Origin of the sequence: Pseudomonas sp. YeP6b (assembly GCF_025642995.1) — a bacterium.
Classification (GTDB): domain Bacteria; phylum Pseudomonadota; class Gammaproteobacteria; order Pseudomonadales; family Pseudomonadaceae; genus Aquipseudomonas.
Genome location: NZ_CP080090.1, coordinates 189,213 through 208,104, shown reverse-complemented (window position 1 = coordinate 208,104; position 18,892 = coordinate 189,213). Strand labels below are relative to the sequence as shown.

The following is an 18,892-nucleotide window of genomic DNA, read 5'->3' as shown; positions in this document are numbered from 1 at the left end:
CCTCAGCCTCCGTAACTGATGACAAGGCCGTGGGTCAGCCGCGCCCAGCCGTCGAGCAGGACAAACAGCAGCAGTTTGAACGGCAGGGAAATGGTCATCGGCGAGACCATCATCATCCCCATCGCCAGCAGGATATTCGAGATGATCAGGTCGATAGCGATGAAGGGCAGGTAGATCAGAAAGCCGATTTCGAAGGCGCGGGTCAGCTCACTGACCGTGAAGGCCGGCAGCAGGATCAGCAGGCTGTCGGGCTCGAGCCGGTCTGCGTACTCGCTCGGCCAGACCTGCCGGGTGCTGTCGACGAAGAACGCGTGTTCGCGGGCCTGGATCTGTTTCTTCAAAAAGGCCCGGTACGGCTCCATGCCCTCGTCGAGGAACTGCTCCACCGACTCGGTCTTGCTCAGGCTGACGTCATGGGTGCGCAGGTAGTCGCGGGTGGCGAAGCCGACGGGCGCCATCACGTACAGGCTCAAGATAATTGCCAGCCCGTACATCGCCATGTTCGGCGGAATTTGCTGCACGCCCAAGGCGTTGCGCAGCAGCGAAAACACCACGGTCATCTTGATGAATGAGGTGGCCATGACTGCAATGAATGGCAGCAACGCCAGCAGCGCCAGCCCGAAGATCAGGCTGAGTTCGTCAGGCAGTTGAATCATGCGGGCAGGTCCTGCAACAGGCGGGTGACGCGCACGCCGAGGCGGTCCTGAATACTCACCAGCTCACCCACGCCCAGGCAGCGCTGGTTGACCAGAATCCGCACCTCGCCTTCGAGCGGGGTGGCCAGGTCGATCAACGACCCCGGTTGCAGGGCGGCGAGGGTGTGCAGGTCGAGAGTCTGACGTCCCACTTCGAAGCTGACCTGGACCGGGAGCTGATCAAGACTGGCCAGATCGTGGGTGGTTTCGAGGGGGGCATCGTTGTGCATGGCGAGCAGTTCCAGTTGAGAGTCGTGGTGGCGAAATCGTGCCCAGGGGCGGTCTTCGACCACACCGAGCAAAGGGCTGGCGGCGTCGTGGCGTGCCGGCAGCAATAGAAGGTCACCCGTGGCCAGTGAGTGCAGCTGCGCGGGGAGCAGGCAGACCGGGCCCCATTGCAGCGAAAGTCGCAGCGCAACCGCCGTCAGTTCTGCCAAGGGGCGAGCAGGCGTGAAAGCGAGCAGCGCACTCGGGTCACCGTCGAGCCAGATAACCAGGCGTTGCGCGCCGCGTGACAGCGTCAACGCCAGTGTGGGCGTCCCCGCGCCAGGCTCGGGGCGGCACGGTTGAATGCTTTTCCAGATGAGCCCCGGCAACACGGCACTTTCCAGCTCCAGCAACGCCAGTTGCAGCGTCGCCGGCAGGCTGCTGAACGCCGCTTCTTGCAGGTGGGGCTCAAGCCATCCGGCCAGGGTTGCGCTGTGGCACCGCCAGCGCAGTGCCAGGCCTTGCCAGTGAACATTCAACAGCACGTCCAGCGCGTCGGGTTGCGGCAGGATCGTCAGCCGGGCTTCACCGTTCGCGAGCGGGTAGCGACTGCGGCAACGACTGATTTTTTGTTGCAGGGCCAGTTCCGACGCCTCGACGCGGGGCAGCATCAGGCTGCTCATGAGTCTTGCTCCCACTCGTCATACACGTGCCGCCGCTGCCGTGAACCCTGGTCGCCCCCGTGTTGTTGCTGGGTAAAGGTCAATTGGATCGGTTGCCCGGGGTTCAGCCGTTGCAGGCGTTCCATCAGGTCGCCGCGGGCGAGTTGCAGTTGCAGCAGGCTGCCGGGGCTGGCCTGGATTTCGACGTGCAAGTGGCCGTGTGAATGGGCGAGCTGGACATCGACCTGGCCCAATTGCGCCAGGTTCACCTGAAGCAGCGTGGTGCTGCCATCGCGGGAAACGCCGGCCTGGATGTGCAGTTGCAGCGTCTGCACCAGTTTGCCGAGGTCCTTGCTGAACGCCGGTTGCTCGGTGGTGTTCAACAGGCGTGCGAGCAGCTTGTCACCCGGGGTTTGGCCGGTGCTTGCCGACGGCTTCGGGTCTTCGACCAGTGAACCGAAGGGAGGCTGCTCGTCATGCTCGCCGGAGGAGTTGTGTTGGTCCGAGGGCGTTTCGGGGGCTAAACCGATGGCAGGCGCGCCCAGCATGATGGGCAGATGCTGTTCCGGGTTATTCACGGTCGCCGCGCTGCTGTCGCGGTGGCTTGTTCCGGGTTTTGGACGGTCGTTTGACGGCAGTGGCACCACGACAATGCCTGTGGGAGGTTGGGGCGTGGATGGTTGTTCGGGTGCCGGGCGTGCAACGGGCTCATCGGGTTTGCCGGTCTCGGGCTGTTCGGCGGGCTCGTCGTTTGTGGCCTGTTCATCAGGCGTGGCGGTTTCTGGCGCGCTGCTGTCGCGGTGGCTTGTTCCGGGTTTTGGACGGTCGTTTGACGGCAGTGGCACCACGACAATGCCTGTGGGAGGTTGGGTTGTGGATAGTTGTTCGGGGGCCGGGCGTGCAACGGGCTCGTCGTTTGTGGCCTGCTCATCAGGCGTGGCGGTTTCTGGCGCGGTGCCAGGGAGGTGCGGCCTACGGATGGGTTCGCGGTCTATGGCCGTGGAGGGTTCAGCCTGCTCGGCGTCATCGTCCAGTGGGCGCGAAGTGTCCCGAGGCGTTTTGCCCGGCTCACGGGTGTCGAGCTTGCGCCAAGCGTCGGTGCGGCGCTTCTCGCCCGCATCAGGTTTGCTGTTCAGCGCCCGTTCGAACTCAGCCTGGCTGGTTTTGTCGGCGGCCACGCGTGCCGGGGCCGGTGAACGTGCAAGGACATCTTGTGTGATGTCTGGTGGGGATATTCTGCTCATGAAACGGCCTCGACACGACGGAACTCTTCGAGCTCCTGTTCTTCTTTGAACTCAAGCAACATCCGCTCCTCGGCGAGGGCGTGACGGTTCAACTCGTTGAATTTTTCGACCTGCTGCTGAGCCTCCAGCAACTGACGCCGGTTCAGGCGAAGGCGTTCGCGCTCCTGGGTCAGGCTCTGGGCGTGTTCGGCAATGGTCTGTTCCAGCGCTGCTTCCTTTTCCCGCAGGCGGGCCACCTGTTGCTGCCATTGCTCAAGCTTTTTACGGTTCATGGGCTCAGCCTTGCAGAGGTCGAACAAACGGCTTTCTTCCGCCTGGCGCCACTGCCGGTACGCCTGGTGTTCAGCGCTCGCGGCTTCATGGGCACGGTGTGCCTCGGCGACCCGCAGCTCCTGGCGTTGCAGCGCCTGTTCGGCGCGCTCCACGCGCAGGCTCTTGATGCGCAGCAAGGTGGGCAGGGTCATCGGGTCAGGCTCGCGAGTTGTTCAAGGCAGCGCGGCAGATCGCTGGGCTCATGCGTGCCCTGGCGCAACCAGGCACGGATCGCGTCCATTTTTTCGATGGCGCGGTCGGCCACGGGGTCCTGGCCTTTCTGGTATTCGCCGATCTTGAGCAGCAACTCGACTTCTTCGTACCGGGCCAGCCACTCGCGTAACTGGCCGGCGGCGTTGCGGTGTTCGGGGGTCACAATCTGGTTCATCACCCGGCTGACCGAACGCAGCACGTCAATGGCCGGGTAATGGTTGGACGCGGCCAGCTTGCGCGACAGGATGATGTGCCCGTCCAGGATCGAGCGGGTTTCATCCGCCACCGGCTCGGTCATGTCGTCGCCTTCGACCAGCACTGTGTACAGCGCGGTGATGGAGCCTTTGTCCGATTGGCCGGCGCGCTCCATCAACCGGGGCAGGGCGGCGAATACGGAGGGCGGATAGCCGCGTCGGGTCGGCGGTTCGCCCGCAGCCAGGCCAATCTCGCGCTGGGCCCTGGCAAACCGCGTGACGGAGTCCATCAGCAGCAGGACGCGTTTGCCCTGGTCGCGGAAGTACTCGGCAATCGTGGTGGCGACAAACCCGGCCTTGGCGCGCTCCATGGCCGGGCGGTCCGAAGTGGCGACCACCAGCACCGAGCGTTTGAGGCCTTGTTCCCCGAGGTCGGACTCGATGAACTCGCGGACTTCACGCCCCCGCTCACCCACCAGCGCCAGCACGATGACGTCGACGTCCGCACTGCGCATCAGGGTCGCCAGCAACGTACTTTTACCGCCGCCGGCCGCCGCGAATATCCCCATGCGCTGGCCTTCACCGCAGGTCAGCAGACCGTCGATGGTGCGCACGCCGAGGGAAATTGGCCGCTCGATCAGGTTACGGCTCATGGGGTCGGGTGCATCGCGGTACACCGGATACCAGGCCGCGGGTTCACCCAGGCTGATGCCGTTGAGCGGCTGGCCGAGGCCGTCAAGCACCTGGCCCAGCAAGTGATCGCCCACGCCGACCTGATGCATGGTGCCGGTCGGGCTGACTTCGGTGTTCGAGGAAATGCCGAGCATTTCACCCAGCGGGGTCAAGAGTGCCTGGTGCTGCTGAAAGCCAATGACTTCGGCCATCAGCGACAGCGAATGATCCGGGTTGCGCAGTTGGCACAGTTCACCCACGCGCACACCCGGCACCACCGCTTTGAGCAGTGTGCCGGTGACCTGGGTGACCCGGCCGCGAATCTGGATCAGCCGACATTTATCGATGGCCTGCTGCATCTGGCCGGTGATGTGTTCGAGTGAGAGGTGCATGGTCGGCTTGGGTATGGGACTGGTGGCCACTATAGATAAAGGCCCGCTTGGGTAATTTCAGTCCCGGTCGCAAGTTTTTAGAAATTGGTTGGCGCAAGGCCTAAAAAAATGCGACCGATTTTGGCAGAGCCCCCGGCGGACGAATTTCTACAATGGCCCCCACACCACCGTTGCCTGCAAGTGAGTGCCCCTATGGCCAATATTCAGAGTGTCGTCCCTGCGGCGTCGTTGCCGGATCGACAGACCGAACCGACCATTGCGCGCGACAGCCGGTTGACCGGCAGTTTCCAGGGCGAACGTGTGCAGTACATTTCCACCAGCCAGTCCATGGCCGACTCCGCTGAGGAGCTGACCTTCGTGTTCTCCGAGCGGGTCGAGAAGTCGCTGGCCAAGCGCAGTGTCAGCGATGGCCAGGCGCGGCTGAGTGAAATCCTCGAGATGCTGGAGGAGTACCTCAAGAAAGTCCCGGACCTGGAGTCCCAGCAAAAACTCGAAGCCCTGGTCGCGCACCTCGGCAGTGGACAGCTGAACAACCTGGCGCAGCTCAAGGCGTACCTCAAAGGGTTCTCCCGCGAGATCAGCCACCAGTTTGTTGCCCTCTCGCATGCGCGCCAGGAACTGGCCGGCAAGACCGACGCCCGGGCGATGGTCGAGCTGATTGACCAGGCGCTGCTGGAAATGGCCCAGGAACATGGCCACGCCATTGAACTGGGCTTGCAGATCGGGCCGCTGGCCAAGGAAGCGGCAGAGCAGGGAGTCGGCGACATCCAGTCACTGCGTGACACCTACCGCGATGCCGTCATGGACTATCGCGGCCTGGCCGCTGCCTGGAACGACATTCATGCGCGCTTCGGCAGTTCGACGCTTGAAGGCGTGACGGGATTCCTGATGAAAGCCTTGAGCGCCGACCTGGACAGTCAGCAGACCCGGCTCGACCCGATCAAGCTCGAACGGGTCATGAGCGATATGCACAAGTTGCGCGTGCTGACGGGCATGTCGGACCAGGTCAATGCACTGTGGCAGGCGCTGGTAACGGGGGAACGAGGCCATGGCATACGGGCCTTCTGACCTGATGGGCGGGCTGATCGGCCTGATCGACAAACGCTGGGCGAATGTTCAGGACGTGCAGCGACTGATCGTGCCGCTGGCGATCAAGGACGCTGCGCGCCAGATCCATTTCTTTCGCGAGATCAAGCGTCTGATCCGGCTGATCCCCACGGAAATTTTCACCGATGAGGAGCAGCGTCAGAACCTGCTCAATGCCTGTCAGCTCGCGCTGGACCTGGCCATCGACCAGGAAGAAGACGAATGGCAAGCACAATGAGTAAACGACATGCACTGGATTGACCAAGCACTGGCTCAGTTTTGTCAGGACCTGGGGGTGGCCGTACCGGCTCCGGCCGGGGCGCTGATTCAGTTGGAGTTCGAGGAAACCGGCACGCTGCAACTCGAACAGCATGATCGCAAACTGACGCTTTGGCTGGCCGTGGACCTGGAATGGCACGAGATTCACCAAGGCGTGATTCGAGCCCTGGCGCTGACGTTCAGCCGCACCGGGCCGGAGTTGCCGTTGCGTTGCGGGTGGGCGGCCGACACGCGGCTGTTGCTGTTGATCACCCTGGATGAGCGGCGCGTCACCGCCCCGGTGTTGCACCAGGCGTTCCGTACCTTGAGCTCGGCGCGTCATGCGGTGCTTGAGCAGTGAGTCGGATCAGCGCCCCGCACATCGGCATCGAGCACCTGACCGAGGTCGGTGATCAGCATCAGGCATCGGGCTTGCCCGAGCGCTATGTGCTGCCGCCCGACGGCCACTCTATCGAGGCTCACCTCGACAATCTCTACCCGGCGGACCTCGCCGGGCGTCGGCTGCTGGCGTTTGCCTGTCCCCACGAGGGCTTTCACGAGTTGCTCCGGCCACAGGCATTTCGCCAGGCCCTGACAGACCTCAAGCAGCAGGTCTCTTCATCCGATGCGCCCGAGTTTCAGGCGGTATCGGCGCTGCTGCAAGCGCGCAGCGAAGATGAGTATCTGCTGCAGATGGCCCTCCATTTGCTGCACAAGGTATGACCCCCATGATGTTGAAACCGGTACAGCAAAGCCTGCTGCTACTGCTCGGCTGGCTACAGCTGCAGTGCGGCCAGCCAGGTCGTGCGCGGATATTCCTTGAAGCCCTGCTGGTCGTTGAACCGGCCCATCGCCAGGCGCGACGTGCGTTGGTGGTGGCGTTGTTGCAACTGGAAGAGGGCGAGCTGGCCGAGGGGCATTGCGACCGGTTGCTGGCTGAAGGCGAGGAAGACCTTGCGCTGTGGGGCTGTGTCAGCCGTGCGTGCCAGTTACAGGGGCGAATCGCTGATGCACGCGTTGCTTACGAACGATTTTTGAGCCAGCGGGAGTCCCATGAAGGAACTCTCTAATTTTCTGAGGCAGGTGGGCGAACGCCAGGACATCATGCTGGCAGTGATGCTGCTGGCCGTTGTGTTCATGATGATCCTGCCGCTGCCGCCGTTCCTGCTGGACATCCTGATTGCGATCAACATCACGGTGTCGGTGGTGTTGATGATGATGTCGGTCTACATCAGTTCGCCGTTGCAGTTCTCGGTGTTCCCGGCGGTGTTGTTGATTACCACGTTGTTCCGGCTGGCGTTGTCGGTCAGTACCACGCGGATGATTTTGCTGGAGGCCGACGCCGGCCAGATCGTCTACACGTTCGGCAATTTTGTCGTGGGCGGTAATCTGGTGGTGGGTTGCATCATCTTCCTGATCATCACCATCGTGCAGTTCCTGGTGATCACCAAAGGCGCCGAGCGCGTCGCCGAAGTGAGTGCGCGGTTTTCCCTGGACGCCATGCCCGGCAAGCAGATGAGTATCGACGGCGACATGCGGGCCGGCGTCATCGACGTCAACGAGGCGCGCGACCGGCGGGCGGTGATCGAGAAAGAGAGCCAGATGTTCGGCTCGATGGACGGCGCGATGAAGTTCGTCAAAGGCGATGCGATCGCGGGCCTGATCATCATCTTCATCAACATTCTGGCGGGTATCACCATCGGCGTGACCCAGAAGGGCCTGAGCGCCGGCGATGCCTTGCAGCTCTATTCGGTGCTGACCATCGGCGATGGTATGGTCAGCCAGGTGCCGGCCCTGTTGATCGCCATCACGGCCGGTATCATCGTGACCCGGGACTCCTCGGATGGCACCTCGGACCTGGGCAATGACATCGGCGACCAAGTGGTGGCGCAGCCCAAGGCGTTGCTGATCGGTGGCGTGCTGCTGGTGTTGTTCGGGCTGATTCCGGGGTTTCCGACCGTGACCTTCATGCTGCTGGCGGCGCTGGTGGGCGGGGGTGGTTACTTCATGCTGTTGCGCCAGCGCGGGCTGGCAGCCGAGGACAACCCCAGGGATTTGCCGACCTTGTTGGCGCAAGGCGCCGGTGCTGCTTCTTCGGCCAAGCCCAAAGCCAAGCCATCGGGCGGCAAGCCCAAGGGCACGCGGCTGGGGGACAAGGAAGAGTTCGCCATGACCGTGCCCCTGCTGATCGATGTGGACGCGAGCATGCAGCAGGAGCTGGAGGCGTTTGCCCTCAATGATGAGCTGGTGCGGGTGCGGCGTGCTCTTTACCTGGACTTTGGCGTGCCGTTTCCGGGTATTCACCTGCGCTTTAATGAAGGTTTGAAGGACGGCGAGTACCTGATTCAGTTGCAAGAGGTACCGGTGGCCCGTGGGCGCCTGCGCAGTGCGCGGTTGCTGGTGCAGGAGCGGGCCAGCCAGCTGGAACTGATTGGTGTGCCATTCGAAGAAGGCGAGCCGGTGCTGCCGGGCCAACCGACGTTGTGGGTCGGCGCCGAGCACGAAGGGCGGCTGGAGCGATCCGGTTGTGCGTTCCTGAGCATGGACCAGGTGTTGACCTGGCACCTGTCCCACGTTCTGCGCGAGTACGCCGAGGATTTCATCGGCATCCAGGAAACCCGTTACCTGCTGGAGCAGATGGAGCACAGCTACTCGGAACTGGTGAAAGAAGCCCAGCGCATCATTCCGTTGCAGCGCATGACCGAAATTCTCCAGCGCCTGGTGGGCGAGGATATCTCGATCCGCAACCTGCGGGCGATTCTGGAGGCCATGGTGGAGTGGGGTCAGAAAGAGAAGGACGTGGTGCAACTGACCGAGTACATCCGCAGCAGCCTCAAGCGCTACATCTGCTACAAATATTCGAGCGGCAACAACATCCTGCCGGCCTATCTGCTGGACCAACTGGTGGAAGAGCAGATCCGTGGCGGGATTCGCCAGACCAGTGCCGGCAGCTATCTGGCGCTGGACCCGGCCGTCACCCAATCCTTTCTTGAACAAGTCCGGCAGACCGTCGGCGACCTCTCGCAGATGCAGAGCAAGCCGGTGCTGATCGTCTCGATGGACATCCGCCGCTACGTGCGCAAGCTGATCGAAGGCGACTACTACGGCTTGCCGGTGCTCTCGTATCAGGAGCTGACCCAGCAGATCAACATTCAGCCGTTGGGCCGGGTTTCGTTATGACTCGCGACCCATTGACCGATTGGCTGCAAGCGCGGGGTTATGACATCCATCCGCATTTTCTGCGCCAGAGCGCGTTGCCGCTGGGCTGGAAGTTCGTGCATGGCGGCTGCGAGCTGGCCTGGCGCTGTGAAGGCGCGCGGGTCTGGATCGTCATGCTGCGCCGTGCCGACGGGCGTCTTGGCCTGGGCAACTCCTTTGCGGCGCTGTATGTGCTGGCCGAGGCGGTCCTCGCAGTGCTGGGGCCGCAGGCCTGTTTGTACGGCAAGGTGCAGGCGATGGCGGGGAGCCCGCTGGAGGGCGCCCGGATGGAGCGTTTCTATCGCCACTGGACCGGCGCCGCCGAACCGCAGTCCGGCTGGTTCGAGCTGGAGGCCGGGCGGGTGTGTTCGCTGCAATCAATGAGAAAACGACAAAAAATCGACCGTACCTGACAGGAAGCCAGGCGCCCTGTCCCTACTATAGGAGCCATGGACATGTACGACGAAACCTACGCCAAAACCCTCCAGGCTGCCGAGCAGGCCATTGAAGACAATGAGCATCGCGCGCGCTTGCTCACGGAAATGTGGGAGGGTCTGGGCTTGCCCGATGAGGTCTGTGACCAGGTCTTTCGGTCACGGGATCAGGCGCTGGTCCAGGTGGCGGAACAGGAACTGTTGCAGGAAGTGCAACGGATGCGGATCAACCGTCCACCGGTTGCCGATGAAGGAAAACGACTGCGTCGTCCGGCGTCAATGCGTGGACTTCTGGTGTAAGGAACCCTTATGGATATCAGGCTTTACCGGCAAGACTTGTCGGCTTTTCTGAACGAATTGCAGACGCTTCCCGAAGACCAGCTGCGCGGCAGCGGGACCCCTGCCCTGGCAGAACTTCAGGCGTTGATCAAAAAGCACAACATCACGTTTACCCATGGTACGCAGACCTTGTTGCCCGCCCAGGTCGAAAAGCTGCTGGCTTATTTTCTGCCGCCCACCCCGAACACCACGGGCGGGCTGTATGAGCTGCAGGTCAAGTCCGGGATCGAGTCAGCCAAACAACTGATCAGCCAGTACGCCGATGCGAAGCCGGGGCAGCCGTGGCCGTTGAAAGAGTTCCTGGCCAAGGCGCATTTCGGGCTGACCGGTGACCGGATCGACGATGACGTCCGGGGTATTTACGAAGAGGTCCTGTTGATTCAGGACGACAAGCGCACGGGGCTGCGTGACGACCTCAAGGCACTGACCGCCGAGCTCAACATCTACAGCAAGATCCAGTCGCAGATCAACGTGAAGCTGGCGGCTGAAAAAGAGATCGAGATCGAACCGGGGCTCAATCTGTTTGACCGCACCTTGTATGGCTACCCCGACGACAAGAGCTGGCAGGCCAGCTCGGAGTACAAGTTGTTGACCGGGCTCAACACCTACAGCGCGGGCAATCCGCTGAGCATCAAGGCGTTTTTGAAGGGGGCACCCAAGGAAAGCGGTGCGATGAAGGACAGCGACTTGCTCAACAAGTACGAGTTCAAGGACGAGAACAACCCCATCGCCAACTTCGCCACGACGGTGGGCGACCGCTCCCGTCCGATCAACGACAAAGTCAGTGAAAAAACCACGCTGTTGAACGATGTCAGCTCTCGCTACAACTCGGCCATCGAGGCCTTGAACCGCTTCGTTCAGAAGTACGACAGCATGATGCGCGACATTTTAAATGCCATATAGGAACGGTTGATGAGCCAGCAAGAACATGATGTGTCTGAGGAGTACGAGAAGGAACTGGAGGCGTTTTTGCGCGATGGCGGCACGCTGGCCATGCTCAAGAACATCTCCAGCGACAGCCTGGAGCAGCTCTATTCCCTGGCATTCAATCAATACCAGGCCGGCAAGTGGGATGACGCCCACAAGATTTTTCAATCGCTGTGCATGCTCGATCACTACGACGTTCGGTTCTTCCTGGGGTTGGGGGCGTGCCGGCAGTCCATGGGGCAGTTTGAGCAGGCATTGCAGAGCTTCAGTTATGGCGCGCTGATCGACATCAACGAGCCCAGGTTTCCGTTTCATGCTGGCGAGTGTCACCTGCAACTGGGTGATCTCGACGGGGCCGAGAGTGGCTTCTACTCGGCTCAGGCCTTGGCCGCAGCACAGCCGGCGCACTCGGTTTTGGCCGAACGTGCCGGCGCCATGTTGGAAGCCGTATTAGCAAGAAAGGATCAACACAATGAATCCGATAACGTTTGATCGCGTTGCGCTGACCACGGGGAACGTTTTTGCGAACGACCCGGTGGTCCGCCCACGCAATGACCGGGGGGACGCGCTCACGGTCACCCGGGTCGAGGCGGATGGCCGACCGGCCGCCCCGTCTCAGGGGGTGCAACTGACAGCGCCGCTGCCGGCCAGCCAGCAGCGTCTGGAGGCCAGCACTCGGGCAGACATCAACCGCCTGGTGCAGTCCGTGCGTCAGGACAGTGTGCTGGCCCAGCGTTTCATCGCCGAAACCACAAGGCTTGGGGTGGCGCGGCTCAGTTCGGTCGAGGATTTCGAGATCGAGTTGGCCAAGCTGACCGGCGAACTGGAGTCCACGCAGAAGAAGCTCAAGCTCGAAGAAATCACTCGGGCGCGTGAGCAAAACCTGCAAAAGATGGACGAAAACCAGAAGAAGATCAAAGAGTCGACCGAGGCTGCAAAAGAAGCCCAGAAGTCCGGTCTTGTGGGCAAGATTTTTGGCTGGGTCAGTGCCATTGCGTCGATCATCGTCGGCGCAATCATGGTTGCGACGGGCGTGGGTGCGGTCGCGGGTGCATTGATGATCGCCGGTGGTGTCATGGGTATCGTCTCCCAGTCGGTGCAACAAGCGGCGAAGCACGGATTGATCAGCAAAGAAGTCATGGAAAAGCTCGGACCGGCTCTGATGGGGATTGAAATCACCATCGCCGTGATCGCTGCGGTAGCCAGTTTTGGGGGGACTGCCGTAGGGGCGGTCGCCAAGTTGGGGGCGAAAATCGGTGGCAAGGCCGCCGAGCTCACCGCCAGTGTCGCCGCCAAGGTGACGGAGTTGGGCGCCAAGTTCGGTAGCGCAGCGAGCCAGTCGATCTCCCATGGCGTCAAGCTTGGGGTGCAGATTTCCGACGTGACTCTGGATGTCGCCAACGGTTTCGCCCAAACCGCGAACTCGGTGCTGCAAGCCAAGGCCGCGGACAAGCAGGCGGATGTCCTGGAGGCGCGTTCCGAGCTCACCCAGTTCCAGAATGTCCTGGACAAGCTCAAGGAAGAGCTCAGCCGCATGGTCGAGTCGTTTTTGCAGATCATGGAACTGATATTCCAGATGATCAATGCCAAGGGCGACAGCCTGCATAACCTATCCAGCCGTCCTGCGGCTATCTGAGGAGCACATCAATGATGATTGAAACAGGCTATGGCGCTCAGGGGCTGAGCCAGATCGGCAACACCCAGGCGCTGGAAAAAAACCAAACGACTGCGCGTACCGAAACGGTCCACAGCGCGGGTGCGGCGCCACTTGGCGAATCGAAAAAGAGCTCGGGTGTCGACCTGATTGAGCCAAGTCAGAGGTTCAAGCCGGAAGGCTTGAGCAAGGTCAGCAGTGAGCTCAATGGTAGCGTGGAGCTGATGGTGCTGCTGTTTCGCATCGCGCAGAAGGCTCGCGAGCTGGGCATCATGCAGCGTGACAGCGAGAACACTTCCGTCATCAGCGCGCAGAAATCCCAGGTGGACGAAATGCGCAGCGGCTCCAAGTTGATGATCGCCATGGCGGTGATTTCCGGGGCAATGGCCTTGGCTTCGGCCGTGACCGGTGCCATCGGCGCGATCAAGAACGGCAAGGCGGTCAAGCAGGAAAAACTGCTGGAAAACAACATCGCCGGGCGCAACGAACTGATCGACGCCAAGATGCAGTCGCTGGGCAAAACCTCCGGCGCGGACCGCACCGAAATCGGTAAGGTCTGGGCCTTGGATCAGTCTGCGGACAGCGGTGCGCTGAGCAAGATCGGGCGAGGGTTGGATAACCGTAATGCCAAGCTGCAAAGCATCAACGGTGTGAGTCAGGCACTTGGGCAAATGGCTAACACCTCGGTGCAAGTCAAGCAAACGGCGATCCAGGCCGATGCCAAGGAAGATGAAGTCAACGCGTCGGTTGCCCAGAGCGAAAAGCAAAAGGTTGAAGATCAGTTGAGCTACAACGCCAACTTCATGAAAGAGCTGTTGCAGTTGCTCCAGCAGTACACCCAGAACCACAACCAGGCGTGGCGTGCTGCCGCCGGCGTCGCCTGATGTGATTTTGTTGTAGGAAAAAAGCCGCAGCGATGTGGCTTTTTTCTTAAAAGAAAAGCCCGTCAGTGACAAAACCCCAGCATGGCCGGGTGCTAGCATTCGCCTAGCTCGAGGAGACATGCATGGATTTGAGTATCAGGGTCAATCGGCTGCTTGCCGAATTTGCCAATCGCAGTGGCCTTCCCGCTTTGTCGCTGGATGAAGAGGGGGTCGCAAGCCTGCTGTTTGATGATCAGTTGGGCGTGACGCTGGTATTGCTGGCCGGACGTGAGCGACTGGTCATGGAAGCGGATGTGGCGGGAATCGAAACCTTCGGTGACGGAATATTCCGGCAACTGGCGAGTTTTAATCGACGCTGGTATCGCTTCGACCTGCATTTTGGTTTTGACGAGGAATCGGGCCTGGTGCAGTTGTACGCGCAGATTCCAGCGGCCGAGTTGACCCTGGAAAGCTTCGAAACCACCTTGGCCAACTTGCTCGATCACGCCGAGTTCTGGCAGCAATTGCTGCCAGAACATGACAGTGCCGCCCAGGCGACATCCAGACCCGCCGGTATGAGGGTTTAAGCAGAGCCATGAAGATAGACAGCGCTGGCATTTCACCAGCAGCCACGATCGACCGTGAGCAAGTGCCTGGAAGTTTTGCCGGACGCTCGCTCAGTCAGGTGCCCAGTCGCCAGGAAGGGGTTGCCAGTGTCGCTGAGCTGGGTCGCTGGCTGGCGACGCAGGTCGGTGCGGATCAACAGAGTGAGCGACAGTTGCAGCGCTTGGTCGATGGCGACAGCGCGCCTCTTTATGAGCGTCAGGTTCGTCGACCATGATGAGAGCGCTGCTTTGCAGCGTTTTTTTGGCCGTGGTCGGCTGTGTCAGTGTGACGCCAACGCCTGTAAACAAGATTGATGTCAGGGGGCTGGTGCGTACGCCATCGCCGGTCACGCGCCCTGCCTTTGTCAGTGTGCGGCTCTATGCCTTGACCGAGGGGCAGCCGCGGCTGGTTGCCCAGGCCCGCTATCGGGTGACGGCGTTGCCGTTGCACTTTGCTTTTCGTTTGACGCCAGTGCAGGTGGCTGGTGAGGGGCTGTTGCTGCGTAGCGAGTTGGCCTGGTCCGACAACGGTCCTGTCCAGGCTCGCAGTTGGCAACCTGCGGTACCCGGTAACGATATGAATGTGCGTCTGGGACAGTTGTCCTGTTATCCAAACTGCACTGTTTCGGCGACGTCGGAACACCTCTGAAATACTTTGTATCAATGTTGGGCTTACTGAATTCGGTGAGCGTTCCGATACTTGAACGGCTATATAAAAATATCGAGGGTTTCATTAAATAAGAGTAATTAACCTAATTTCGGGTCGATCATTCTCGTTCATGATAACTGTCATTGAATTAATCATCGTTCATAGCGTCACGTAGTAGTACGTAGAGGGTGCGTTTTCGTACGGTGCCTGCTTTGGCGGCGTACAAACGGTATGTGCAGGTTCGGGGTCACTATAATATGCAAGGTGCCAGCACACTTGGCCGGAAACAGATAAAGCTGTGCCGATGGTCTATCCCAACGTTTGAGTTTGTATCGAACTGCGAAGAAGGGATTTATATCCTTATCGAGGGACAGCTCACGGTTCAGGATTGTAATGCGACACTTTGTCTCATGCCGGGTGAACTAATGTTTGCTCGCAGAGGTAACTATGTCGTGAGTACGGGCGAACATGATTGTCGTTTGCTTTGGATCCCATTATCGGTTGGTTTTTTACAAAACTTCATTCAGCGTTTCGGTGCACTATTGAGCGAGGTGGAGCGTTGGGAGGAGCCTGGGGTCAGCCTCATCGCGTTCGCCAGTACGCCGTTGTTGGCCAGTTGCGTCAAGGGGCTCGAAGGGTTGCTGGTGCATGAGCACCCACCCATGCTGGCGTTGTTGCGGGTCGAAGAGTTGTTGATGTTGTTTGCCTTCAGCCCCCAGGGGCCGGCGCTGATGTCGGTGTTGCGCCAGCAGGGCAGCCGGCATGTCGAGCGATTGCAGGCGTTCATGGAGCAGCACTATCTCAAGGAATGGCGACTCAGCGAGTTTTCTCGAGAGTTCGGCATGGGATTGACGACGTTCAAAGAGTTGTTTGGCTCGGTCTACGGCGTTTCTCCCCGTGCGTGGATCAGCGAGCGGCGTATCCTGTATGCCCACCATTTACTGCTTAACAGTGAGATGAGCATCGTGGACATCGCGATGGAAAGCGGCTTTTCCAGTCAGTCCTACTTTACCCAGAGCTATCGTCGCCGTTTCGGGTGTACGCCCAGCCGTTCCAGACAAGGAAAAGAATAGCGTCGGACTAAAAAAAAATGACGTTTTTTGCAAGTTTGGTCCGTTGCCCCTCAGTAAGATTGGTCGCAGTGAAAGACGCTGACGGGTGTGCTACGAAACGAGATAGTCAAGGCAGAGAATGAGCCAGGAAGACCATAATCAAACCCCTCAAGCAGGCATTTTTGCTGGCCGTCGGGTGTCCGTAGTGGGTCAGGATGCCCGCTCTCGGGGCAGAGCCGCAGGGTGTATATCAGGCAGTTTGTATCGTGAATCGGGAATCATCAGCGCGCGACAGTTGACCTTGTTGCAGCGCCTGCTGCCGCGTGTGCAAGTGGAACAGCTGTTCCAGTCCAGCTGGCTGCAACAGCGCCTGGCTCGCGGAATGGCGCTTGAGCGCGGGGATCTTCAATTGGTGCTGCGCCAGGCCGCTGCCCAGGGCAACGACTGGTGCAACTGGCTGGGCGACCGAATCAACCTGGCCTCGCCCCAGGCCATGATCGACTGGGTCCTGCTGCCCGTTTACAGCTGGTGGGAAAGCCTGTTCGACGAAGCGATCCCCAACTGGCGTTCTGCGCTGATCGAGTACGAAACCCAGGCCCGCCAATTGCGGATCAAGGCCGAGTTCTGGCGCCAGGTGGGCGAAGCCGATTCGCAGTTGGTGCAGCAGGAGTTGGCCAACATCGCCAGCTGTCAGGCAAAGACTGAAGCGGACACCGCGCACATGGTCCGCAAACTGAGCGCCATCTCCGAGCAGGCCAGAGAAGCCTGGCCCAATTGGCATCAGGGCATGGCCGTGTTGCTGGCCGACGGCAAGCTCGACGGCTTTGCGCCTGTGCCGGTGGTGCTGGCCTCCCTGTGGGAGCCGCTGGCCAAACTTGACGAGGACGCGCACGCCGCGGACGCCGTACAACACTGGTTGCATGAACGCAGTCTGTGCCAGGCCCGCGACCACTTTTATTGGCAGAGTCCCTGACTGCCGGATACGCCGAGGAATCATGGAACATTTACTGACTGGATTGGCCGCACGAACGGGCCAAGGGCCTTTTGTGGCCGATCAAACAGGTCGCTATCACCTGTGGATCGACGGCCATAGCCTGTTTTTACAGCGCCAGGGTACTGACCTTGTGTTGTCCAGCCCGCTGAACTGGCAGGTTCAGGGCCAATCCTCGACGGATCGCGAAGTGTTGCTGAACCTGCTGGGCCAGGTCACCAGCTGGAGTCGGCGTCATCCCCAGGCGTTGGCGACGGATGAACAGTCAAACCTGGTACTTGAGGCGCGCCTGGAACTGGGCGCCCTTGAACTCGACGAACTTGAGCGGGCGCTGGCCGCTCAGGTCGGGATTCTGGAAACGATCAAGCCAGGGCTGCTGCGTGCAGGCCTGGAACCGCAGTGGAAACAAACTTTATGGCGTCCCTGAGTGTTTCGCGGTGCTTGAGCCTGGTCTTTGCGTTAGCGCTGACCGGGACCGCTCAAAGCCAGGATCTGGACTGGCCGACCATCCCCTACGACTACGTCGCCCAAGGCGAGAACCTGCGTGATGTGCTGGCCAATTTCGGTGCCAACTACGACGGCTCGGTGATTGTCAGTGACAAGGTCAATGACCAGGTCAGCGGGCGTTTCGACCTCAAGGACCCCCAGTCCTTTCTGCTACTGATGGCCTCGCTCTACAACCTCATCTGGTACTACGACGGTGCGGTTCTTTATGTGTTCAAGTCCACCGAAATGCAGTCGCGGCTGGTCAAGCTGGAGCAGGTCGGCGAAACCGAGTTGAGGCAGGCGCTGGAAGCGGCAGGTGTCTGGGAGCCGCGTTTTGGCTGGCGACCGGACATGAGCGGGCGGCTGGTGTATGTCTCCGGCCCTTCGCGCTACCTGGACCTGGTGGAGCAAACCGCCATGGCCCTTGAGCAGCAACACGCGCTGCGCAGTGAAAAGACCGGCGACCTGGCCGTGGAGATCTTTCCGCTCAAGTACGCGGTCGCCGAGGATCGGCGGATCAAGTACCGCGAAGACGACATCGACGCGCCGGGCGTGGCGACGATCCTGGCCCGGGTGCTGGGTGATGCCAATGTGGTGTCGGTCGATGGCGGGCAGGACAGTCCACGGCTACCGGCGCAGTCCGGGCGTGCGGTGGTCCAGGCAGAGCCCTCGCTCAATGCCATCATCGTGCGCGATACCAAGGACCGCATGCCGATGTACCGGCGCTTGATCACCGCGCTGGATCGTCCGTCGGCGCGGATCGAAGTCGGGTTGTCGATTGTGGACATCAACGCCGAAAACCTGGCCGAGCTGGGGGTGGATTGGCGCGTCGGCATCAGCGTCGGCCCGCGCCAGCTGATCGACATCCGCACCACCAGCCAGAACCTCGGTGGCCAGGGCAACTCCAGCCCCGGTACCACGCGAGAGGCCGGCGCCAGTCTGGTGGACAGTCGCGGCCTGGATTACCTGTTGGCCCGAATCACCTTGCTGCAGAGCCAGGGCCGCGCCCAGGTCGGCTCGCGGCCGACCGTGCTGACCCAGGAAAACACCCTCGCGGTGATCGACCACAGCGAAACCTATTACGTCAAAGTCGTCGGTGAGCGGGTGGCTGAACTCAAACCCATCACCTACGGCACCATGCTGAAACTGACGCCCCGTGTCATCCAGTTGGGCGACAAGCCGGAAATTAGCCTCAGCCTGCACATCGAGGACGGCAACCAGAAACCCAACAGCACCGGGGTGGACGGAATTCCCACCATCGCCCGCACCGTGGTCGATACCGTGGCGCGCGTGGGGCATGGCCAGAGCCTGTTGATCGGCGGTATCTACCGCGACGAACTCAACGAGTCCATGCGCAAGGTGCCGTTGCTCGGTGACATTCCGTACCTGGGCGCGCTGTTCCGGTTCAAGTCCAACTTCACCCGCCGCTCGGTGCGGCTGTTTCTGATCGAGCCGCGGCTGATCGACAACGGCGTCGGCCATTTCGTGGCGTTGGGCAGCAAGCGTGGCTACATGGATGGATTGCTCCAGGTGGATGAACTGTCGAACCAGAGCCTTTCGTTGCAGAAAATGCTCGGCACTTCACAGTGCCAGGTGCTGGGCCAGGCCCGCGAGCTCCAGCAAATACTGGCGCAAACCGGCAAGGACTCTTCGCTGACTGCCTGCAGCCTGGGCAATGACACTAACGGCTGGCGCATTTCCGAAGGTGCCTGCGTCGAAGGCGTTGACCAGTGCGTTCGCGCGCCGAAGAAGCCCTGAC

The 18,892-nt window shown here is 60.8% G+C and carries 24 protein-coding genes; 19 read left to right on the top strand and 5 right to left on the bottom strand.

Going from position 1 to position 18,892, the window contains the following annotated elements:
* Nucleotides 1-2: 2 nt before the first annotated feature.
* Genes sctR through sctN form a run of 5 tightly spaced genes read right to left on the bottom strand, consistent with a single transcriptional unit; the run spans nt 3 to nt 4,591 of the window.
* Entirely contained in the window at nt 3-656 is a 654-nt protein-coding gene (sctR, locus tag KZH41_RS00965; protein WP_094949080.1) for a type III secretion system export apparatus subunit SctR, read from the bottom strand.
* Entirely contained in the window at nt 653-1,585 is a 933-nt protein-coding gene (sctQ, locus tag KZH41_RS00960; RefSeq protein WP_094949079.1) for a type III secretion system cytoplasmic ring protein SctQ, read from the bottom strand. The genes sctR and sctQ overlap by 4 nt, the downstream gene beginning before the upstream one ends.
* Nucleotides 1,582-2,808: a type III secretion system needle length determinant gene (locus KZH41_RS00955; RefSeq protein ID WP_263274225.1), complete on the bottom strand. Its 1,227-nt coding sequence runs from the start codon at nt 2,806-2,808 to the stop codon at nt 1,582-1,584. The genes sctQ and KZH41_RS00955 overlap by 4 nt, the downstream gene beginning before the upstream one ends.
* Complete coding sequence (sctO, locus tag KZH41_RS00950) at nt 2,805-3,272, bottom strand: type III secretion system stalk subunit SctO (RefSeq protein ID WP_094949078.1); 468 nt, start codon at nt 3,270-3,272, stop codon at nt 2,805-2,807. The genes KZH41_RS00955 and sctO overlap by 4 nt, the downstream gene beginning before the upstream one ends.
* Nucleotides 3,269-4,591 (bottom strand): type III secretion system ATPase SctN, encoded by a 1,323-nt coding sequence (gene sctN / locus KZH41_RS00945; RefSeq protein WP_094949077.1) that lies wholly within the window; start codon nt 4,589-4,591, stop codon nt 3,269-3,271. Before sctN ends, sctO begins: the two co-directional genes overlap by 4 nt.
* A 192-nt stretch (nt 4,592-4,783) precedes the next feature.
* On the opposite strand from sctN, the gene sctW reads away from it, so the two are divergent.
* From sctW to sctC, 19 genes are all read left to right on the top strand, one after another.
* The gene (sctW, locus tag KZH41_RS00940; RefSeq protein WP_242153650.1) at nt 4,784-5,659 is read left to right on the top strand and encodes a type III secretion system gatekeeper subunit SctW; all 876 of its coding nucleotides are present in this window, start codon (nt 4,784-4,786) and stop codon (nt 5,657-5,659) included.
* The gene (locus KZH41_RS00935; RefSeq protein WP_094949075.1) at nt 5,640-5,915 is read left to right on the top strand and encodes a TyeA family type III secretion system gatekeeper subunit; all 276 of its coding nucleotides are present in this window, start codon (nt 5,640-5,642) and stop codon (nt 5,913-5,915) included. The genes sctW and KZH41_RS00935 overlap by 20 nt, the downstream gene beginning before the upstream one ends.
* Before the next feature lie 9 nt (nt 5,916-5,924).
* Nucleotides 5,925-6,296, top strand: coding sequence for a type III secretion chaperone SycN (sycN, locus tag KZH41_RS00930; protein WP_094949074.1), 372 nt, complete (start codon nt 5,925-5,927; stop codon nt 6,294-6,296).
* Nucleotides 6,293-6,658 carry a YscX family type III secretion protein gene (locus KZH41_RS00925; protein WP_094949073.1) on the top strand — a complete coding sequence of 122 codons (366 nt, stop codon included), beginning with the start codon at nt 6,293-6,295 and terminating at the stop codon, nt 6,656-6,658. The genes sycN and KZH41_RS00925 overlap by 4 nt, the downstream gene beginning before the upstream one ends.
* Nucleotides 6,659-6,663: 5 nt before the next feature.
* Nucleotides 6,664-7,005: a type III secretion protein gene (locus KZH41_RS00920; protein ID WP_094949072.1), complete on the top strand. Its 342-nt coding sequence runs from the start codon at nt 6,664-6,666 to the stop codon at nt 7,003-7,005.
* Nucleotides 6,989-9,115 carry a type III secretion system export apparatus subunit SctV gene (gene sctV / locus KZH41_RS00915; protein ID WP_263274224.1) on the top strand — a complete coding sequence of 709 codons (2,127 nt, stop codon included), beginning with the start codon at nt 6,989-6,991 and terminating at the stop codon, nt 9,113-9,115. Before KZH41_RS00920 ends, sctV begins: the two co-directional genes overlap by 17 nt.
* Nucleotides 9,112-9,546 (top strand): LcrR family type III secretion system chaperone, encoded by a 435-nt coding sequence (locus KZH41_RS00910; RefSeq protein ID WP_094949070.1) that lies wholly within the window; start codon nt 9,112-9,114, stop codon nt 9,544-9,546. The genes sctV and KZH41_RS00910 overlap by 4 nt, the downstream gene beginning before the upstream one ends.
* A gap of 42 nt (nt 9,547-9,588) precedes the next feature.
* Nucleotides 9,589-9,867, top strand: coding sequence for an LcrG family type III secretion system chaperone (locus tag KZH41_RS00905; protein WP_094949069.1), 279 nt, complete (start codon nt 9,589-9,591; stop codon nt 9,865-9,867).
* A gap of 9 nt (nt 9,868-9,876) precedes the next feature.
* Nucleotides 9,877-10,809 (top strand): virulence-associated V antigen, encoded by a 933-nt coding sequence (locus KZH41_RS00900; RefSeq protein ID WP_094949068.1) that lies wholly within the window; start codon nt 9,877-9,879, stop codon nt 10,807-10,809.
* A 9-nt stretch (nt 10,810-10,818) separates the two neighbouring features.
* Nucleotides 10,819-11,325 carry a SycD/LcrH family type III secretion system chaperone gene (locus KZH41_RS00895; RefSeq protein WP_242153633.1) on the top strand — a complete coding sequence of 169 codons (507 nt, stop codon included), beginning with the start codon at nt 10,819-10,821 and terminating at the stop codon, nt 11,323-11,325.
* On the top strand, nt 11,306-12,469 hold the full coding sequence (gene sctE / locus KZH41_RS00890; RefSeq protein WP_263274223.1) for a type III secretion system translocon subunit SctE: 1,164 nt from the start codon (nt 11,306-11,308) through the stop codon (nt 12,467-12,469). The genes KZH41_RS00895 and sctE overlap by 20 nt, the downstream gene beginning before the upstream one ends.
* Before the next feature lie 11 nt (nt 12,470-12,480).
* Nucleotides 12,481-13,371 carry a YopD family type III secretion system translocon subunit gene (locus KZH41_RS00885; RefSeq protein WP_318654895.1) on the top strand — a complete coding sequence of 297 codons (891 nt, stop codon included), beginning with the start codon at nt 12,481-12,483 and terminating at the stop codon, nt 13,369-13,371.
* A gap of 122 nt (nt 13,372-13,493) precedes the next feature.
* A complete protein-coding gene (locus tag KZH41_RS00880; protein ID WP_242153631.1) occupies nt 13,494-13,937 on the top strand; it encodes a type III secretion system chaperone in 444 nt (147 codons plus the stop codon).
* An 8-nt stretch (nt 13,938-13,945) separates the two neighbouring features.
* A complete protein-coding gene (locus KZH41_RS00875) occupies nt 13,946-14,191 on the top strand; it encodes a T3SS regulon translocated regulator ExsE family protein (protein ID WP_094949064.1) in 246 nt (81 codons plus the stop codon).
* Complete coding sequence (locus KZH41_RS00870) at nt 14,188-14,604, top strand: YscW family type III secretion system pilotin (RefSeq protein WP_263274222.1); 417 nt, start codon at nt 14,188-14,190, stop codon at nt 14,602-14,604. The genes KZH41_RS00875 and KZH41_RS00870 overlap by 4 nt, the downstream gene beginning before the upstream one ends.
* A 257-nt stretch (nt 14,605-14,861) precedes the next feature.
* Entirely contained in the window at nt 14,862-15,677 is an 816-nt protein-coding gene (locus KZH41_RS00865) for a helix-turn-helix transcriptional regulator (protein ID WP_094949062.1), read from the top strand.
* Nucleotides 15,678-15,795: 118 nt separating this feature from the next.
* A complete protein-coding gene (locus tag KZH41_RS00860; RefSeq protein ID WP_094949061.1) occupies nt 15,796-16,629 on the top strand; it encodes a T3SS regulon anti-activator ExsD domain-containing protein in 834 nt (277 codons plus the stop codon).
* Between the two features lie 22 nt (nt 16,630-16,651).
* Nucleotides 16,652-17,074: a YscB family type III secretion system chaperone gene (locus tag KZH41_RS00855; protein ID WP_263274221.1), complete on the top strand. Its 423-nt coding sequence runs from the start codon at nt 16,652-16,654 to the stop codon at nt 17,072-17,074.
* Complete coding sequence (sctC, locus tag KZH41_RS00850; protein ID WP_263274220.1) at nt 17,062-18,891, top strand: type III secretion system outer membrane ring subunit SctC; 1,830 nt, start codon at nt 17,062-17,064, stop codon at nt 18,889-18,891. Before KZH41_RS00855 ends, sctC begins: the two co-directional genes overlap by 13 nt.
* The last annotated feature ends 1 nt before the right edge of the window (nt 18,892 follow it).